Origin of the sequence: Chitinophaga pinensis, from assembly GCF_007896845.1 — a bacterium.
Lineage (GTDB): Bacteria > Bacteroidota > Bacteroidia > Chitinophagales > Chitinophagaceae > Chitinophaga > Chitinophaga pinensis_C.
The window spans coordinates 1-17,500 of the sequence record NZ_VOHS01000008.1; the positions used below are offsets into that span (position 1 = coordinate 1).

Genomic DNA, 17,500 nt, shown 5'->3' on the forward strand with positions numbered 1-17,500 from the left:
ATCATTGCATTTAAATTTACACTTTTCAATAAAAAAATGCCTTCGATAGTAGCTGTTGTTCCGCATCGTTCCTTTGATGAGTACAGTGGCTCCTGGTATGGGATCTCCATTCTCGTCGACCACCTTACCCGTGACATCAATTAACTCCTCATCAACATTTCTTGAACTGCTGGTATTAACAAAAAATTATTGGCTGCACTATTTGTTACTACTTCATCATCATTCTTTTTTTTAACAACGATATCCCTCCCCCGCACCATCCAGTCAAAATCATTCGGTATTATCCTAGTCATTACTTCCTGAATAGGCATATTCTTTAATACCACATCTCTAACCACACGTTTCCCAATATCATCGGTAAACCAAACTGTGGTTCCCGTCTGCTTAACACCTGATCAAAAACTTCACTATAGGTGTTCGTTTAGCCGAAAATGTTAGTAGCTCTCGGCGCTTTTGTCCTGAGCAAATGCGTCTCGATAGGGACTGAGACAGATCAGCAGAATCGTAAAGACCTGCTTCGCTCTGAGTAAGATAAATTTGTAAGCCATAAGTGATTAGCTAGTAATGGTTGATTGATAAATAGATATAAGCTGTCCTTCACAACTAGATGAGTGTTGTATTTAATAGTACTGGTTGGTTTTGCAATCTCGATTTTTTAACTCCCTGATGCCTGACAATAACTTCGTATCTGCACCTCTTTACTATATAGTCGAAGCTAAAAGCACTTTTGTTTTATTTTTTTGTTATTTTTTTGAATAATTTTATTGGAGTAGGCTTATCGCCTGATTTTCATACCCTCGAAGTACATTTTTATTTTATTCACCACGTAATAAATCAACCAAAATGGAGTTTGTATCTCCCGCAGCTATGCAAACAGATTACTTCCCTCAAGAGTTTGAACACCTCAGAATTCCCATTGCAGAGTGCTTCACCTACTCAACGCCGGGGCTCAGGGTTATATCTCAGAAAATTAAACTACCAAACTATGATGTACAATTTCACATATTTGATTCGGAAGGGACCGCGCTCATCAGACCTAAACACGGAGAAAATATTCTGACACTGCATTATATGTTGCAGGGCAACATTGACGCCGGTCTACGCCGCGGAAGCCGCGTAATGCTGACAGCCCAGGAATATAACATGTTCCAGCTGCCCAGCCACCGGCATTTTGCACAGATTAAAAAAGGTGTTTACTACTGCTTCCATATTATTCTAAAAGAAAAAATTCAGCAAGATCTTCGCAACTCTCTTCTATTGTTTCAATTTCTACAGGAATCCTTTAGTGAAACAGGTGGAATTATTAATCTCCGGCCATACAATATGGTAGGATACGAAACATTTTTGGTCAATCAGGTGTTAAATTACCAGAAAACCGGACCGGCCGCTATCAGGGAGCTTGAAAAGCTGATCAATAAGCTGGTACTGGAATTCTGTAGTAAATATAGCCAGGAGCTGGATGCATATTTTTCCGGAAAGAAACGGGTATCCGACCAGGAACTGGCCAACATGCTTGCGCTGAACGCTTATTTAACCAATCATTTATCTGAATCACATGATATAAACCGCATAGCCAGACAATTCCAGATTGCTCCCGATGATCTGGAAAATGCGTTTATGGATCTGTACGGCCAACGCTTTACAGATCACTACACTAACCAGCGGCTTTCCCGTGTATTTGCAATGCTTGCAAACCCCTCAAAGTCCTTCGAAGCCATAGCTGAGTTAATGGGTTACCAATCCCTGATCTCCCTAAAGGATGCATTTTATGAGTTCTTTGGAAAGACAATGGAAGAGGTAAGATCATTATTGATCCGGGATGATGATGGTGATAGCTAAATTTTTTTACCAAAAAATTATTGTAAAACTTATTATATTCGTCACCATACATCCCTGACCTACACAATTGAAAAACTTTGTCTATGTTCACAGCGTAGATAAAACAGTGTTTACTTCATCAGCAACTCGTCCATTTTCATACGTTCTGCCAATAGATCGTTGAAATATTCATCCTTGTTAAAGTATGTCATGCCTTTGAATATCTGAAAAGATGATCAATTCATGACCAGTTTCCGAAACATAACCTACCATCGCAGGATGACACGCACTCTCCCGATGGCTGCCAACTGAAATGCTTACATAAGCAGAGTCTTAATCTATATTGTATTGGAAAATGACTGACACTAATGATGAAATACTGCTGAGTAGACTACGAAATGGTGATACAACGGCATTTGATGAGATTTACCTGAGGTACAAGGGCCCGGCAATTCTCCTTGCACGTTCACTGCTGAGAAGCTCGATGCATCAGGCAGAAGACCTCGTACACGACATTTTCGAAGAGTGGTGGGAAAAGGAAGCTCTGAAAGGACTAAAACTGTCTAATCTCTCACTGGAAGGCTATTTAAAGAAAGCAGTACGATATAAGTGTGCAGATTATTTTCGTAAACGAAACAAAGATACAAATAGAGAAACCACTTACGGTGCACAAGAAGAAATACAAACAGAAATTACACACGAGATCAGCGATATGGAACAACGTGTCGCCACATTTCTGCAGAAGCTGCAACCCATGCCTAAAAACGTCATTACATTAAAATACCTTGAAGAGTATAAGATAAAAGATATTGCGGCTCAATGCGGCGTGACTTCTCAAGTGATTAGAAATCATCTCCACATCGGCATGAAAAAACTAAGAGAGAAACTGGGCGTCAGGTGAATCGTTTGTTTATTAATACCCCTCAAAATCAGTATTGTTCATAAGCACATTTACAATGGAAAATTTACAACAGGAAGATTTCGCAGCGGAGATAAAGTGGCTGACATATTTAAAAGCCTTCGGACAAAGTACGCCGGAGCAAAACGAATACCTGCAACAGCAAATCAATTCTAATGAGGAAGCACGCGCTATTTCTGCAGAAGCGATGACAGAATACAATAACATTGAAACGCAAAATTATATCAACAGGCCTGAATTTGTAAATGTGCCAGATTGGTCGAAATCAAGTAACAAATCCGGGCGCAAAAAAATCGTATCCGCAGGATATATGCGATTGCATCAGCCGCTTGTATCACGGGCGCTTTAGTGGGTTTCTATATGTATACGCAAACATCCGGACTTAAGCACCCCTCAAACAACATCACTTTAACAACTGCCTCGGGAGAGGTCATAGCCCTCACCGGTGATCAAACCATTAAAACAGATGGTGCGCTGCTAAAAGGCAAGGGGAGCACACTTAATTTTACTACCACAGAAGAAAAGAACAATAGCTCCATCAATACGCTAACCGTACCCTCCGGACTTGATTATCAGATCCGCTTGGATGATGGTACTCTCGTTAGGTTAAATTCCGAAACCCAAATGGAATTCCCATTCAAATTCGGTAAACACCGGGAGATTACAATCACTGGTGAAGCCTATCTTGAAGTAGCTCCCGATGCCAGCCGCCCCTTCATCGTCCATCTTCCCGGTGGAAAAGACGTAACGGTCCTTGGTACCAGCTTTAATGTAAATGCATATGAAGAACAACACGCGAAAGTTGCACTGGTTAGTGGATCTGTATCATTAAAAACAGGAGCTGATTCTGTTTTACTGAAGCCTGGAACGCTCGCTACAACGCTGAATGAAAACATCTCTATAGCACCGTTTGACGAAAACTTCGAATTATCATGGAGAGAAGGTGTATTCTACATTAAGTCACAACGAATGGAGGATGTTGCGAAGGTGCTTAGCCGCTGGTACGGCAAAAAAGTGGTGATTGATGATAGCACACTGGCGACTAAAATATTCACCGGAAAGTTGAATCGGAAAGATCCAATTACTACTTTCCTGGACAACGCGAAAGAATTACTTAATTTTCAATACGAAATAGACAATTCAAATGTATTGCACCTGAAATAATAGTCTTTTACATCTGGAGAAATCAAATCAATAAAAAAAGCCTTGTAAATCACTTTACAAGGCTTTTTAACTTTATGTGGAGAATACCGGAGTCGAACCGGTGACCTCTTGCATGCCATGCAAGCGCTCTAGCCAACTGAGCTAATTCCCCTGCTGAATGGTGTGCAAATGTATAAATTTTCCTGAAATCAGCAAATATTCCCTATAATAATTCCAATTTCTCCCTCAAAACCTATTTTTGCGCCAATACGACTCTATATGCCCGAAAAAACAGCGCACACTGAAAAGAACAAACTGGGTTTAGTAACCAGCACCTCCCTGATCGTCGGAAACATGATTGGTGCTGGCATATTCCTCGCGCCAGCGGCCTTATCTTCCTTTGGGAGCGTCAGTTTGCTTGGATGGGTGATTTCTGCAACAGGCTGTTTTTTTCTGGTGAAGATATTCAGTAATCTGAGCCGGATTGTTCCAAACGTTACCGGCGGACCATACGCTTACACCCGCCGGGGATTCGGGGATTATATGGGTTTCTCTATTGCATGGGGGTATTATATTGCTGTTGCCTGTGCAAATGCCGCTATTACAGTAGGATTTGTGAGTGCGCTGAGTACTTTTATTCCTTTACTATCTACCAGTACGTTGGCGGCAGCATCGACAGGACTGGCGTCTATCTGGCTGCTGACGGCCATCAACAACGCCGGCGTAAGAGTATCAGGCAGAGTGCAGCTGATCACCACTATCCTTAAACTGATACCTTTAATCGCAGTCGCTTTCTGCGGATTATTCTTCATTAGGCTTGACAACTTCCCTCCTTTCAATAACAGCAATATGTCATTGTTTGAGGTCATTTCACAGACGGTGACCTTCACTATGTTTGCCTTTGTGGGAATTGAGTCGGCCACTGTACCGGCAGATAAAGTGGCCGATCCACAGCGGACGATCCCCCGAGCTACTATGCTGGGACTGATTATAGTTACAATTGTATATGTTTTGGGAACCGTGAGTGTAATGGGCATCATTCCACCGGCACAGTTGCAAAATAGTCTGACGCCCTTTGCAGATGCAGCAGTCATCATGTGGGGACCCAATGCCCGTTTTCTGGTGAGCGCAGGTGTGGCGATTGCCGCATTTGGTGCCTTAAATGGCTGGATCCTGATTCAGGGACAATTACCTTACGCAATTGCAAAAGACAACCTGTTTCCGCGCATATTTGGCAAAGAGAATAAGAAAGGCGTGCCTTATGTTGGGATGTTCTTCAGCAGCATATTGATCTCTGTATTTATGATCATGAACTATAACAAGGGACTGGTAGATCAATTTAAATTCCTCGTACTGCTTTCGACACTTTCTGTATTAATACCTTACCTGTTCTCAACCGCTTCGTACTTTATATTACGGACAAGCAAAAAACTGACAACCAGCGAATGGGCACAATGCATACTCTTATTCGCCATTGCTTTCGGGTATGTATTCTGGGCTATTGCCAGCGCCGGACAAAAAACCATTTTTTATGGTTTTCTTTTACAAATGACAGGTATTCCGTTATATCTCTGGATGAAGGCTAAAAATGAAAATACGACCAAAGAAGACATATAACATACATACCAGACAGTCAGCCAGACATCTGACCTTAAAATCAGCTTAAATAAGACTTAAAAGCGACTTAAAACAAACAAGCTCAAACTCTTACCCCTTGTACATTACAAGCGGATATACCCACTGCTGAAACGAGGGGTTTTAAAAAATCCGTCGTTCAATAACACCTGTTTCAAAGACATACTTCCCGGTCCTGTAGATTATTTTTCCGGGAACGTTACCGGTCAACTTATCTTCCGCGCTTAATTACTTCAGGGAGCACTTCGTAATCGTAAATCTGTCAATCAAAATCTAAATAATTTGTTAACATAACTACTGCTGTTATGTGATTTTTTTTTGAGTATTTCGAACTTTAAATCCAATTAGTACATGCTATTAAAAAAATGCCTGTCAGCCATCCTCGGGCTGATCAGCTTACCTATGCTACTACTTGCCCAGGAGACTACCTCCGAAATCCACGGGCAGGTGAAAGATGGGCAAACGGGAGTTCCCGGAGCTGTCATTATCGCACTACACAATCCCACCGGAACGAAGTACATGACAACCACCCGTAAGGATGGACGTTATAACGTACCAAACGTCCGCGTCGGAGGACCGTACACCATTTCTGTATCCTACATCGGATACAAAGATCAAAAGATTGAGAACGTCACCCTCTCCCTGGGACAGGAGTATGCTGGTGACTTCAACATCGTACCTGATACAAAACAACTGAGTGAAGTTGTCATAAAATCAGGTAAACAAGACAAAACATTTAATAACGGTCGTACAGGTGCACAGGAGATTATCAGCCGTGACCAGCTGGAAAAGCTGCCTACCATCAACAGGTCAGCACAGGACTTCACTAAACTGGAACCTACTTCAGCCAGCACTGCCGGCGGACAAAGTTTTGGTGGTCGCAGCAACCAGTATAACAACTTTACTGTGGATGGTGCGAACTTCAACAACTCATTCGGTCTGTCAGGTACACTCGGTGGTCAGGCAGGTGCACAGCCAATCTCTCTCGACGCGATCGATCAGATTCAGGTGAACGTTGCACCGTATGACGTACGTCAGGGCGGATTCTCCGGCGCTGGTGTGAATACCGTGACGAAGAGTGGTTCCAACACATTCAGAGGAACTGTTTACACCTACTTCAAAAATGAAGGTACACAGGGTTACAAAGTTGAGAACGCAGTTGTTCCTAAAACTGACCTCTCTTTCAATATTCGTGGTGCGTCACTGGGTGGCTACATCGTTAAGAACAAAGTGTTCTTCTTCGTGAACGCTGAATCTTCCCGTCAAACGACTCCTGCTACCAGCTGGACACCTTCAAGTGCAGGAAATGCACCAAGCAATGGCGGTGGTGTTTCTAATGCAAATGCTGATACACTTGCTGCACTGGCTAATTTCCTGAAAACAAACTATGGTTATGATCCGGGTGCTTACTCCGGTTACTCCTTCAAAACCAACAGTGATAAGATCACTGCAAAAGTAGACTGGAACATCAATAGTAACCATACCCTGACACTGAAATACAACCGCCTGAAATCATTCTCTGACCAGTTTGCAAGTACCAGCAGACCGGCAGGTGTTACTGGTGGTCAGCCAGGTTTTAACTCTATGCCATTCTATGGAAGCGGCTATGTAATCAATAACAACTTCAACATCTTTATTGCTGAACTGAACAGCCGCTTTGGTAACTCAGCTTCCAATAAATTCCAGATTGGTTATACCGCACTCCGTGACTTCCGTTCTTCTCACTCCAATTCCAGCACGTTCCCACTGGTGGATATCCTGAACAACGGTAACATCTACACAACTTTCGGTTACGAGCCTTACACCTACAATAACGTACTGAATACCGACGTATTCCAGATCTCTGATATCTTCACCTTCTATAAAGGTTCTCACGAGATCACTGTTGGTACACAGGACTATTACAGGAAGTATAAGAACGCGTTCGCTCCCGGTTATCAGGGTGCTTACCAGTTCTCCAGCCTGACTGATTTCTATAACAGTGCAAAGAATGGTGATATGAATGCAAAGAGCTACTATCTGCAGTACTCCGCATTACCTGACGGTTCTTTCCCATGGGCTTATGCAGGATCCACCGAATTAGGTGTATTCGCACAGGACAAATGGAGAGCTTCTGACAAGTTCACCCTGACCTACGGTCTGCGTCTCGATATGACTATCTACAAACAGGATTTCGAAGCAAATCCACAGTTCAACGCACTTAAGTTTAAAGACGGTAAAAGCTACGACATCGGAAAAGCACCGGGTAATGCTCTGCTGATCTCTCCTCGTATTGGTTTTAACTGGAACATTCTGGATGATAAATCCTTACAGGTCAGAGGTGGTTTAGGTATCTTCTCTGGTCCTCCTCCATTTGTATGGATCAGCAATCAGGCGAGCAACAACGGTGTTCAGTGGGGTTCATTCACCAAAAGTGGTGTAGCATTCGATACTGATCCGAACAAATATCGTCCGGAATCAGCTGCTGCTAACACCGCTTACGCTGTAGCACTGACTGATAAGAATTTCAAATATCCTTCAGTACTGAAATCCAGTGTTGCTGTTGATAAAAAATTGCCGGGTGACTGGGTATTCACAGTAGAAGGTACTTATTCAAAAGATATCAACGCTGTATATTTCCAGAACATCAACCTGAATGAAACAAACGGGTTTGCACTGACCAATGGCGGTGATCACAGAGACCGTTATCTGACATCTACTGCCAACAGCAACAAGTATTACTCAGGTACTACTCTGGATAATCCTAATATTGGTAACGCTATCCTGATGAGCAACACTAACAAAGGTTACTCTTACAACGTTACTGGTCGTATCCAGAAAACTTACAAAAACCTGTATGTAAGCGTTGCTTATACGCATGGTGATGCACGCAATGCTGCTGAAACAGGTAGCACCGCTTCTTCCCTGTGGAGCGCACGTGGTGTAAGTACAGACCCTAATGGTGAGAACCTGGCATATGCTTCTTACAGACTGCCTAACCGCGTTATAGCAATGGCTTCTTACAAAGTATCTTACGCTAAATATTTCTCTACTTCATTTGGTCTGATTTATGAAGCAGCACCTGCCGGTGTTACTTCCTACACTTATAATGGTGACCTGAATGGTGATGGCTTCAACAATGACCTGATGTACATTCCTAAAACGGATAAAGACATCAGCCTGATCAACGTTGGTTCTTACAATGCTACCACACACACAGGTTCTACTACCGGTACAGCTGCTGATCCAAGAACTGCAGGTCAGATCTGGACACAACTGAACAACTTCATTAACCAGAGCGGTTACCTGTCTTCTCACCGTGGAGAGGTTGCGAAAGCAAATGCTGTTACATTACCTTTCTTCAAGAAAGCTGATGTAAACGTTACAGAAGATATCTCTATGAAGACTGGTAAAACTCGTCACACACTGCGCTTATCACTGGATATCATTAACGTGGGCAACCTGTTAAACAAAAACTGGGGTATCGTAAAAGCAGCGACAGTTACCAACCCTCTGAAGTATGAAGGTCTGGCAGCAGATGGTACTACACCTCTGTTCTCTTTCCCTTACGCAGATCCAAGCAATCAGGTACATCAGACCAATAGCTTTGCAAACAATACAGCGATCATTTCCCGCTGGCAGATGCAGTTCGGTATCAGATACCTGTTTAACTAATTCTTGTTACTATCTATTCTATGTAAAAAGGGCAGTTCACCAATGGTGGACTGCCCTTTCCCTTTATAAGCGAGCTGTATTACCAGCCGATACCATAATCTTCACCGTGGTTACTGCTACCACCCCATAATGAGCCATGTGCAGTATCCAGCAATATTGCATTCACCGGACCACTTGTACGCTCACTATAACTCGCCGTATACCCCATTTTTTGTAAGATCGTTCTCGTTGTCGCCGGTGTATTATTGTTCAGCAATATACTTCCCGGATGTGGCATACGCTCTTTGATGGAAGTACCACCCAGAGAAAGCCAGAGTTGATTGCTATTAATATTCGCTGCTTCCGTTGCCTGCTGTACTGTCATACCAAATTCCACCATATTCAGGAAGAACTGCAATAAATTCTGATCCTGTGTATCACCACCCTGTACAGCGAAAGAAAGATAAGGTCTGCCGTCTTTCAGAGCCATGGAAGGCGTCAATGTCACACGCGGACGTTTGCCCGGCGCAATAACGTTAAAAGGGCATAAGGCACTGTCAAGCACAAAACTCTGTAAACGCTGGCTCATACCTACCCCTGTATGTCCCGCAATACAGGCTGGCGTCCATCCACCACTTGGTGTGATTGATACCACCCAACCATCTTTATCGGCCGCTTCCACACTGGTAGTACCTCTCCATAATCGGTCCATATAAGCACTATCAATATCATTTACTGCATACATTTCTTCGGAAGCCGGAGCCTGAAGAATGCTGGCTGCATCATGCTTCGGTACAAAACGTGTTGGTTTTTTCCGGGAAGATGTATCAGCCAAAGACTGATGTTGCTGCATCAATTGCAGATAAGGATTGCTTTTACCTTCAAAAGGATAAGGATCACCCGGTAAGGGATCCGGATCATTACGATCAGGGTTGATCAATTTTGCCCGCTCCTTTGCATAAGCTTTGCTTAATAAACCGGTGATCGGTGTTTTAGGCGTGAAATAAGGATCTCCGTAATAGAAGTCCCTGTCCGCAAAAGTCAGGTTCATCGTCTGATACAAAGTATGAATGTACTGTGGAGAGTTATAACCCATTCCTTTCAGGTCAAAGTTCTCCAGAATATTCAGACTTTGCAGCAACATAGGTCCCTGTGTCCAGGATTGAAGCTTATAGACCTCGATCCCCTTATAATTCACATGCAATGGCTCCTCTTCAATCGGTTTCCAGCGGGCCAGATCCTGTTCTGTGATCAGACCTCCCTGTTCCTGACAGCCACGCACAAATTCCTTTGCAATATCTCCTTTGTAAAATCTATCATAGGCAGCCATAATCGCTTCTTTGCGGGATTTCTTCTTTTTCAGAGCCTCCTGTTCTGCTTCCACCATTTTAGTCAGCGTAGCCAGTAGCTCCTTTTGCACGAAAATCTCTCCTGCTTCCGGCGCTTCCCTTTTTTCGCCCGGATGAGTCAGGAAAACTGCTTTGCTGTAAGGCCACTGCTTCAGACGGTCTTTGGCTCTCTCCATACTGTTGGCCGTCTGTGCTTCAATTGGGTAACCGGCAGCCATTTCCATGGCAGGTGCCAGCACCTCTTTCAGACTGAGTGTGCCGTATTCCGCCAGCATATAACACAGACCTCCCGGCGTACCGGGGGTTACCGCTGCCAGCGGACCGTATTCCGGCGGAAAATTATAGCCCTTGCCTTTGAAGAATTCCGGCGTCGCGCCAGTCGGAGCAACACCAAGGGCATTAATGGCAATGACTTTCTTCGTCTTCGGATTGAAAATAAGCGCCTGCGTCTCTCCACCCCAACTCAATACGTCCCACATTGTACAGGTAGCCGCCAGCATCGCACAGGCCGCATCTACCGCATTACCGCCTTTCTGAAAAATCATAGAACCAGCTGTGGCAGCCAGTGGCTTACCAGTCACTGCCATCCAGTGACGTCCATGTAGTGGCGGCTTCTGGGTTTGTTGCGCCCGCATTGTCAACCCCAGGGAAAGGAGGGCGACGAGAAAAAATAGATGTTTCATAAAATAATATGCTGTTTAGAGGTGTTATTATCCAGGAGCTGACAAAATAGCAAAATCACGGGTATACTTCTAAAATATGGGATGAACTTTGCACCCCTTTATGTGTTATAGAAAGGGTGCCTTCGCAAATGTACATTAGTTATACCCGGCACTTATTCCACGACATACAAAAATCTGTCTTTATGAACGCAACAAGATTCTGGGAAATCATTGAAACGGCGTGGACAACAGATAGAGATTTATATAATTTGAGAGAAACAGCGCTTACGACCAATGATCCCTCCTTAATCAGGTATCTCGGAAACATCGTTTCCTCAGAGATTACAGACCATATCCAGCAACAGCTAATTTATCTGGATGAACGGGAATTAACGAAATTTAATCACGTCATGGAAGAAAAGCTCTTCCATATAGACCGTGAAGAAATCCATGAACGCATTGGCGGTACAGATGACGGTTTCCTGCACCGGAGGTGCTTCATCGTCGGCATGGGAGAACAATATTATGATATGGTGGATGAAAATCCGGCTGTGGCTACATTAAACGTCTCTTCCGGTGAGATCGGTTTTATTGGCTATAGTGTATATCAGGACAAATTCGGGGAAGAATTTGAACGATATTGTCTCCACTGTATTGAGTCCGGTTCCAATTCACGGGGCTGGTAATAAGAAAGGGGCTTACAAATATGTAGCCCCTTTTTAGTTGCAATGTTTACTCTTCCTCCGCAGCAGCAGTTCCTGCTGGTGCCGCCTCCAGACTGGTCACCAGATTCAGATGCTGTATATTCTTCTCCTTAAAAGTTTCCATCACGCTTTTTACCTTCGGATAAGGCGTTGCATTGTCGGCCTTAATGCAATATTTCAATGCCTTGATACCCGTGCCCTGTGCAGACTGCGCGTATTCTATCCAGACAGCCAGTTCATTATTGGCAGTATCAACCGGTATACCGGTCTCACCCGCATACTTGCGCCTGTCGGAGCTTTTTAAGCCAAGGTATTCTTTCAGATGGTGCAGATCAGTGCCCACACTTGCCCCCAATATGTAGGCATTCATCTCCTTTTCAGACAAGCCCAGCTTGAACTGCGTGTTGATATCTTCAATTAATTGCTTTCTTTTTGGTTGTCCATCCATATCAAAAAACACGCGTCCGGCCTTATCTATACTTACAAGTATAACATCAGAGTCAGGAATAAGCTTTGTATTGATAGAAGAGGGAGTAACAATTGCCACCGGTTCATCCGGCTTAAAACTGGTAGTCATAATAAAGAAGTTGAGCAACAGGAACACGACATCACACATGGCTGTCATATCAACAGCGGTGGACTTCCGGGCCATTTTTATCTTTGGCATAACAGCTAAATTTTTACAACAAAATTCAGCTTTGCAGCAAATGCCGGAAAGGCGCATTTGCTCCTTTTTGCTATCTATTTCAGCCTATATATATTGTTGTTGCCGGAAACTGGCGGGACTAAGACCTGTATGTTTGGTAAAGTATTTTATAAAATGCGTCGTTTGCGAAAACCCCAGTTCAAAACCAATTTCTTTTACCGTCATTATGGTAAAAGAAAGCAGCCGTTTAGCTGCAATCATTATATAATCATCTATTAGTTGTTTGGGAGATCTTCCACTTACATTAGTTGTTGCCTGATTTAATCGTTTCTCTGTTATACGCAGTATTGCAGCATATCCCGCGACAGTCCTGACTGTCTTATAATGTTTTTCTATTAACACATTATATCGTTGTACATACTGCATATCCGGGCCTTTCATATGGTTGAAAGGATGTGTTGCAGTATACTCTCTTCCGGATAGGATGAGAAAATTCTGTAACAGATTTCTAAGAAACATTCTGCTGAATTCATCTTTGGGTTTACGTGATTCAGCCATCATCGTTTCTATCATCTCTCTGTAAGTATCAATATCCTGCAGGTCTATTTGTCCGCCACCATTGAATAAAGGATGCTGATGTAATAATATCAGGTCATGCTCATCCCGACAGGCAAAATCTTCTGTAAAGTTAATGACAATACCTTCGTACCGTGCATGTGGATCGAATGTATGTACTCTTCCCTTTCGTACAAAAAAGGTAGAATAAGGACGGATGATAACGGGAGAGAAATCTATAGCATGATGTGGAATGGCTGTAAAAAATATCAGTACCTGATAAGTATTTGTTCTCAGTGGTTGTGATAACAATGCATAGTGCTGTTCGTGGAGTTCCTCCATCGTAAATATTTCCAGCCCGATGCTGTCTTCCTGTAAAAACGTATTGTTGATCGTCTGACGCTTTTTCTGCCCTTTCATTATCCGCTGATAGTTCTCTCCCGAAAAGATAATACATCTTTGTTACATGTAGAATTGCTCCGAAATGATCTTTCCATCTTTCACTTCGTATACACACAATTCTTCCATGTTCATTCTGTCCTGTCCTTTCATGGTCATATCCATTTTAAGGGTGAGAGCAAATGAGGAGCCCACAATCAACGGAGATGAGAGCTCAACACCATGTACGGTTTCCGTCATGGACATAAACTTTTCTCCCTTCTCAAAGATCTTATCAAGACCTCTGGTTTCCTTTTCAAATTCAGGTGTTGCATAAGGTTCTATGCTTACAGCATCTTTAGCGAACAGTTCCTTTTGTGCTGTCTCAAAGTCACCTTTTTTGCAGAGTTCAATAAGGCGGTTAGCGATTTCTTGTGTAGTCATGACAATGGTGGATTTTTGGAGTGTCCCCGAATTTAAATCAAATTCAGGAAAGTTATTGCAGTGCTGCTTAAACATCGTTATATTCACAATAGTATCAACCATACCTGTAAATAACGTAGCATATGCAGTCATCCACTCCCCGTATTGCATCTATAGATATTCTGCGTGGCATTGTAATGATCATTATGGCCCTTGATCATACACGCGATTTCTTTCATAATACAGCGATGACCGCTGATCCGTTAGATGTTGATACAACTACTCCATGGCTGTTCTTCACACGCTGGATCACTCATTATTGCGCACCAACATTTGTATTTCTGTCGGGCTTATCTGCCTATCTTTCTTCTCAACGGAAAACACCCGCCGAAGCCAGTAAATTTCTTTTAAAAAGAGGATTATGGCTCATTATTGCAGAAGTGGTGATTGTGACGCTGGGACTCACCTTTAATCCGCTTTACAACGTTTTTATCCTGCAGGTGATCTGGGCAATAGGTGTCAGTATGGTAATACTTGGGCTGCTGATGAGAACTTCTTTCAAAGTGATACTGATTACGGGACTGATACTTTTCTTCGGACACAATATCCTTGACTATTTCAATCTGCCAGGCAATCTTTGGAAGATCTTCTTTACATCTTTCGGCACAGTGATACCTATTGGAGGCAATCGATTCATCTTCGCATTTTATGCTGTACTCCCATGGACCAGTGCCATGTTACTTGGCTATTGTGCGGGCTATTATTTTAAAAACGGCATTGCTGTTGAAATACGCCGACGTTTCTTACTCATGACAGGTAGTGCTGCTATCCTGTTGTTCATTGTACTGAGAGCGATTAATAAATACGGTAATCCCACACCATGGGAAGCGCAGAAAAATGGCTTTGATACTTTACTGGAGTTTATTGATGTCAGTAAATATCCGCCTTCATTGGATTTTCTTTGCATGACACTGGGACCCGCATTGCTGGCGCTGGCAGCATTGGAAAAAGCAAAAGGCAGCTGGCAGGAAATTGCGCGGGTATATGGTAGTGTGCCCTTCTTCTATTATGTGTTACATTTCTACCTGCTGCACTTTTTATTAGTGGCCGCCTTCTTTCTTAGCGGATATACAGCGAAAGATATCGTCGATCCGAATATTCCATTTTTGTTCCGGCCAGCAGATTTCGGTTATTCATTACCGATAGTATACCTGCTATGGATGGCAGTTGTTGCAGTGCTTTATAAGCCATGTAAATGGTTCCGGGAATACCGGAAAATGCACAACCAGTGGTGGCTGAAGTATATTTAGCAGCCGATTCATCTGAAGTTTCATCGCAGTACCGGGGCATAAATTTGGGAAGTAGCCAAAATTATTACAACCAGAATTTATTACAGTCACCGGTTAAATGCCTGAACATGACCTCCAGCTTATATCCCCCGGCGCTGCATTTCGGGATCCCTGAAGCGATGCAGCCACATGTCCGGACATCAGAGAGCCTGCCGGAAAGATATCAGCAATACCGGATCGCACAAGCCACGGAAACAACGTATTCAGAAGGCCCATTTGGCAGTTACATCACACAACAGATCAGCGGACCCGACTGGGTTATCAGCTGGCAGCACTGCTTCGTTAAAGAAAAAGTAAGACTGCGTCCCTCTGTTGCACAACCAATGCTTGCGATGTATTGCATTCTGCAGGGTAATATTTCCTGTCGCCTGCAGGGAAAGGGGAAACTAATGCTGATCGAAAAGGAATTTGGTATCTATTACATTCCCGATCACTCCGACAACACAGCGGATCTGCGACCCGGTTATTATGAAATGATATGTATCTCTTTCTCTCCTGCTTTCCTGCGGCAATTCATTGCCCATCATCCGTCTTTTGAAGAAATCTTTCAGCTGCAACAGCGGCAGGCCCGCCGGGCATCTATGTTACCTGCTATCCGTATGGAAGTTTCTGATCTGAAAGTATTGCTGGAAATGCGACAGTCGCCAGCTGCAACAGAAACACTGAAGCCATATATTGATACGAGACTCCATGAATTACTGACACTTTACTTCAATGCCCTTACGCCTAAATATCTGCAAAACAGCGATCAGGCGCAAAAATTACGACAGATCTGTGTATATATTCAGGAGCATTATCATCATCATCTCAGCATCGCAGAATTGAGCAAGCAAGCTGGTATGCATATTAATACCTTTGAAAGAGCATTTAAAGAACTGCTCAGCGTATCTCCAAGAGGATACATCGAGCACCTGCGCATGAAAAAAGCAGCTTCGCTGCTGGCCCAGACATCCCTCAGCATTAAAGAAATAAGTATCAGCAGCGGCTATCGGGGCCCTAATTACTTCACCGCCGTATTCCGCAAGCGTTATCGTTGTTCTCCGAGAGAATTTCGGAAAAACCACTTAACTTGACGGAAAATGCTGCATAGATGGACGCACAACTAACGGACAGGCTTATTCAGATCAGGAGACAGATTCATACACAACCTGAATTAGGGTACGAAGAAGAAAACACATCCCGCCTTGTAAAACAGGAATTAGACAGACTGGGAATAGATTATCTCTCAAATGTTGCCGGCACAGGCGTTATTGCCACACTGACACGCGGACAAGGTCCTTGTGTAGCTATCCGTGCAGATATGGACGCACTTCCAATGCAGGAAGAGACCGGATTGCCGTTCTCTTCTGCAGTAAGTGGAAAAATGCATGCCTGCGGACATGACATCCATACTACCATGCTGATTGGTGCAGCTGCCTTGTTGAAAGAGACAGACTTCCGCGGCTCCGTTAAATTCCTGTTCCAGCCATCCGAAGAAGGACCGGCCAATGATCCGGAAAAGAAAAGTGGCGCCAGAAAATTTGTGGAAGCCGGTCATCTGGATGATGTACAGGCAGCACTTGGATTACATGTAGATCCTTCACTACCTGTCGGACAAATATCCTATGCACTCGGGCCCGCCCTCGCTTGCACCGGCTTTTTTACTATTGAGGTAAGAGGAAAAGCCGCGCATGCCGGTGCTTCACCACAGCTGGGAATAGACGCAGTATTAATCGCGTCGCAACTGGTACAGTCCGCTCAGGCTATTGTATCCAGACAGACCCCTCCGATGGAAACCGCCGTACTGTCATTTACCAAGATCAATGGAGGTGTCGCCCCCAATGTGATTGCAGATAAGGTCGTGCTCGAAGGAACTATCCGTGCCCTGAATCTGGATATTTATGAAGGTGTAGTTACACATCTGCAGCAGGTGATTGACGGTTTAAAACTGATTCATCAGACAGAGATCATATTTGATCTTTACTTCACGATACCCAGTGTACTCAATAATAAAGATGTACACCATCAGCTTCAGGGCAGCCTGACTGACGTATTTGGCCAGACCAATACATTGGAAAAGGTGCCTTTGCTTGCAGGGGAAGATTTCTGTTATTATTCCCGTAAGGTCCCCTCTATGTTTTATTTATTAGGCGCGCAGGATCCTGCTTCTCCAGACTATTATCTGCACCATCCGAAAGTTATATTTAATGAGGCCTGCATTCCTTTCGGATCATCTTTTCTTGCAAAAGGGGCTGTCGCTCTTCTGGAGGGCTTCCGGTAATTGTCGTAACTTTGCGGCTTTATCAG

14 protein-coding genes and 1 tRNA gene are annotated in these 17,500 nt (G+C 43.6%); 10 read left to right on the plus strand and 5 right to left on the minus strand.

The window, feature by feature from the left end; genetic code table 11:
* Positions 1 to 843: 843 nt before the first annotated feature.
* From FEF09_RS10195 to FEF09_RS10210, 4 genes are all read left to right on the plus strand, one after another.
* A complete protein-coding gene (locus tag FEF09_RS10195; RefSeq protein ID WP_146305014.1) occupies positions 844 to 1,839 on the plus strand; it encodes a helix-turn-helix domain-containing protein in 996 nt (331 codons plus the stop codon).
* A 334-nt stretch (positions 1,840 to 2,173) separates the two neighbouring features.
* The gene (locus tag FEF09_RS10200; RefSeq protein WP_146305015.1) at positions 2,174 to 2,719 is read left to right on the plus strand and encodes an RNA polymerase sigma factor; all 546 of its coding nucleotides are present in this window, start codon (positions 2,174 to 2,176) and stop codon (positions 2,717 to 2,719) included.
* A gap of 55 nt (positions 2,720 to 2,774) precedes the next feature.
* Positions 2,775 to 3,086, plus strand: coding sequence for a hypothetical protein (locus FEF09_RS10205; RefSeq protein ID WP_146305016.1), 312 nt, complete (start codon positions 2,775 to 2,777; stop codon positions 3,084 to 3,086).
* Between the two features lie 11 nt (positions 3,087 to 3,097).
* Entirely contained in the window at positions 3,098 to 3,901 is an 804-nt protein-coding gene (locus tag FEF09_RS10210; protein WP_146305017.1) for a FecR family protein, read from the plus strand.
* 77 nt (positions 3,902 to 3,978) lie between these two features.
* Here FEF09_RS10210 and FEF09_RS10215 read toward each other — a convergent pair.
* Positions 3,979 to 4,052 (minus strand) — tRNA-Ala (locus FEF09_RS10215).
* A gap of 107 nt (positions 4,053 to 4,159) precedes the next feature.
* Between FEF09_RS10215 and FEF09_RS10220 the strand changes: the two genes are divergently transcribed.
* Complete coding sequence (locus FEF09_RS10220; RefSeq protein WP_146305018.1) at positions 4,160 to 5,497, plus strand: amino acid permease; 1,338 nt, start codon at positions 4,160 to 4,162, stop codon at positions 5,495 to 5,497.
* Between the two features lie 369 nt (positions 5,498 to 5,866).
* Positions 5,867 to 9,169, plus strand: a complete 3,303-nt coding sequence (locus tag FEF09_RS10225) for a carboxypeptidase regulatory-like domain-containing protein (RefSeq protein ID WP_146305019.1) — start codon at positions 5,867 to 5,869, stop codon at positions 9,167 to 9,169.
* 79 nt (positions 9,170 to 9,248) lie between these two features.
* Here FEF09_RS10225 and FEF09_RS10230 read toward each other — a convergent pair whose 3' ends face one another.
* Positions 9,249 to 11,180, minus strand: coding sequence for a gamma-glutamyltransferase family protein (locus FEF09_RS10230; protein WP_146305020.1), 1,932 nt, complete (start codon positions 11,178 to 11,180; stop codon positions 9,249 to 9,251).
* 182 nt (positions 11,181 to 11,362) lie between these two features.
* Here FEF09_RS10230 and FEF09_RS10235 point away from each other — a divergent pair, with 182 nt between their 5' ends.
* Complete coding sequence (locus tag FEF09_RS10235; protein WP_186774275.1) at positions 11,363 to 11,845, plus strand: DUF4240 domain-containing protein; 483 nt, start codon at positions 11,363 to 11,365, stop codon at positions 11,843 to 11,845.
* A 46-nt stretch (positions 11,846 to 11,891) separates the two neighbouring features.
* Here the strand turns inward: FEF09_RS10235 and FEF09_RS10240 are convergent, their stop codons facing one another.
* The 3 genes from FEF09_RS10240 to FEF09_RS10250 all read right to left on the minus strand — a co-directional run bounded on the left by FEF09_RS10240 (position 11,892) and on the right by FEF09_RS10250 (position 13,886).
* Positions 11,892 to 12,530 carry an ExbD/TolR family protein gene (locus FEF09_RS10240; protein ID WP_146305022.1) on the minus strand — a complete coding sequence of 213 codons (639 nt, stop codon included), beginning with the start codon at positions 12,528 to 12,530 and terminating at the stop codon, positions 11,892 to 11,894.
* An 84-nt stretch (positions 12,531 to 12,614) separates the two neighbouring features.
* Positions 12,615 to 13,484, minus strand: a complete 870-nt coding sequence (locus FEF09_RS10245) for an AraC family transcriptional regulator (protein WP_146305023.1) — start codon at positions 13,482 to 13,484, stop codon at positions 12,615 to 12,617.
* Positions 13,485 to 13,526: 42 nt separating this feature from the next.
* Positions 13,527 to 13,886: a SnoaL-like domain-containing protein gene (locus tag FEF09_RS10250; protein ID WP_146305024.1), complete on the minus strand. Its 360-nt coding sequence runs from the start codon at positions 13,884 to 13,886 to the stop codon at positions 13,527 to 13,529.
* A gap of 122 nt (positions 13,887 to 14,008) precedes the next feature.
* On the opposite strand from FEF09_RS10250, the gene FEF09_RS10255 reads away from it, so the two are divergent.
* The 3 genes from FEF09_RS10255 (at position 14,009) to FEF09_RS10265 (ending at position 17,474) form a co-directional block, all read left to right on the plus strand.
* Positions 14,009 to 15,175, plus strand: a complete 1,167-nt coding sequence (locus FEF09_RS10255) for a DUF1624 domain-containing protein (RefSeq protein ID WP_146305025.1) — start codon at positions 14,009 to 14,011, stop codon at positions 15,173 to 15,175.
* 107 nt (positions 15,176 to 15,282) lie between these two features.
* Positions 15,283 to 16,287, plus strand: coding sequence for a helix-turn-helix domain-containing protein (locus tag FEF09_RS10260; RefSeq protein ID WP_186774276.1), 1,005 nt, complete (start codon positions 15,283 to 15,285; stop codon positions 16,285 to 16,287).
* 17 nt (positions 16,288 to 16,304) lie between these two features.
* On the plus strand, positions 16,305 to 17,474 hold the full coding sequence (locus tag FEF09_RS10265) for a M20 family metallopeptidase (protein WP_146305027.1): 1,170 nt from the start codon (positions 16,305 to 16,307) through the stop codon (positions 17,472 to 17,474).
* Positions 17,475 to 17,500 lie beyond the last annotated feature (26 nt).

Excerpts from the sequence above, each read along its gene's own strand:
- FEF09_RS10250 (WP_146305024.1), bottom strand. The coding sequence starts at position 13,886 with ATGACTACACAAGAAATCGCTAACCGCCTTATTGAACTCTGCAAAAAA.
- FEF09_RS10245 (WP_146305023.1), bottom strand. The coding sequence starts at position 13,484 with ATGAAAGGGCAGAAAAAGCGTCAGACGATCAACAATACGTTTTTACAG.
- FEF09_RS10205 (WP_146305016.1), top strand. The coding sequence starts at position 2,775 with ATGGAAAATTTACAACAGGAAGATTTCGCAGCGGAGATAAAGTGGCTG.
- FEF09_RS10260 (WP_186774276.1), top strand. The coding sequence starts at position 15,283 with ATGACCTCCAGCTTATATCCCCCGGCGCTGCATTTCGGGATCCCTGAA.
- FEF09_RS10225 (WP_146305019.1), top strand. The coding sequence starts at position 5,867 with ATGCTATTAAAAAAATGCCTGTCAGCCATCCTCGGGCTGATCAGCTTA.
- FEF09_RS10210 (WP_146305017.1), top strand. The coding sequence starts at position 3,098 with ATGTATACGCAAACATCCGGACTTAAGCACCCCTCAAACAACATCACT.
- FEF09_RS10230 (WP_146305020.1), bottom strand. The coding sequence starts at position 11,180 with ATGAAACATCTATTTTTTCTCGTCGCCCTCCTTTCCCTGGGGTTGACA.
- FEF09_RS10200 (WP_146305015.1), top strand. The coding sequence starts at position 2,174 with ATGACTGACACTAATGATGAAATACTGCTGAGTAGACTACGAAATGGT.
- FEF09_RS10255 (WP_146305025.1), top strand. The coding sequence starts at position 14,009 with ATGCAGTCATCCACTCCCCGTATTGCATCTATAGATATTCTGCGTGGC.
- FEF09_RS10220 (WP_146305018.1), top strand. The coding sequence starts at position 4,160 with ATGCCCGAAAAAACAGCGCACACTGAAAAGAACAAACTGGGTTTAGTA.
- FEF09_RS10240 (WP_146305022.1), bottom strand. The coding sequence starts at position 12,530 with ATGCCAAAGATAAAAATGGCCCGGAAGTCCACCGCTGTTGATATGACA.
- FEF09_RS10265 (WP_146305027.1), top strand. The coding sequence starts at position 16,305 with ATGGACGCACAACTAACGGACAGGCTTATTCAGATCAGGAGACAGATT.
- FEF09_RS10195 (WP_146305014.1), top strand. The coding sequence starts at position 844 with ATGGAGTTTGTATCTCCCGCAGCTATGCAAACAGATTACTTCCCTCAA.
- FEF09_RS10235 (WP_186774275.1), top strand. The coding sequence starts at position 11,363 with ATGAACGCAACAAGATTCTGGGAAATCATTGAAACGGCGTGGACAACA.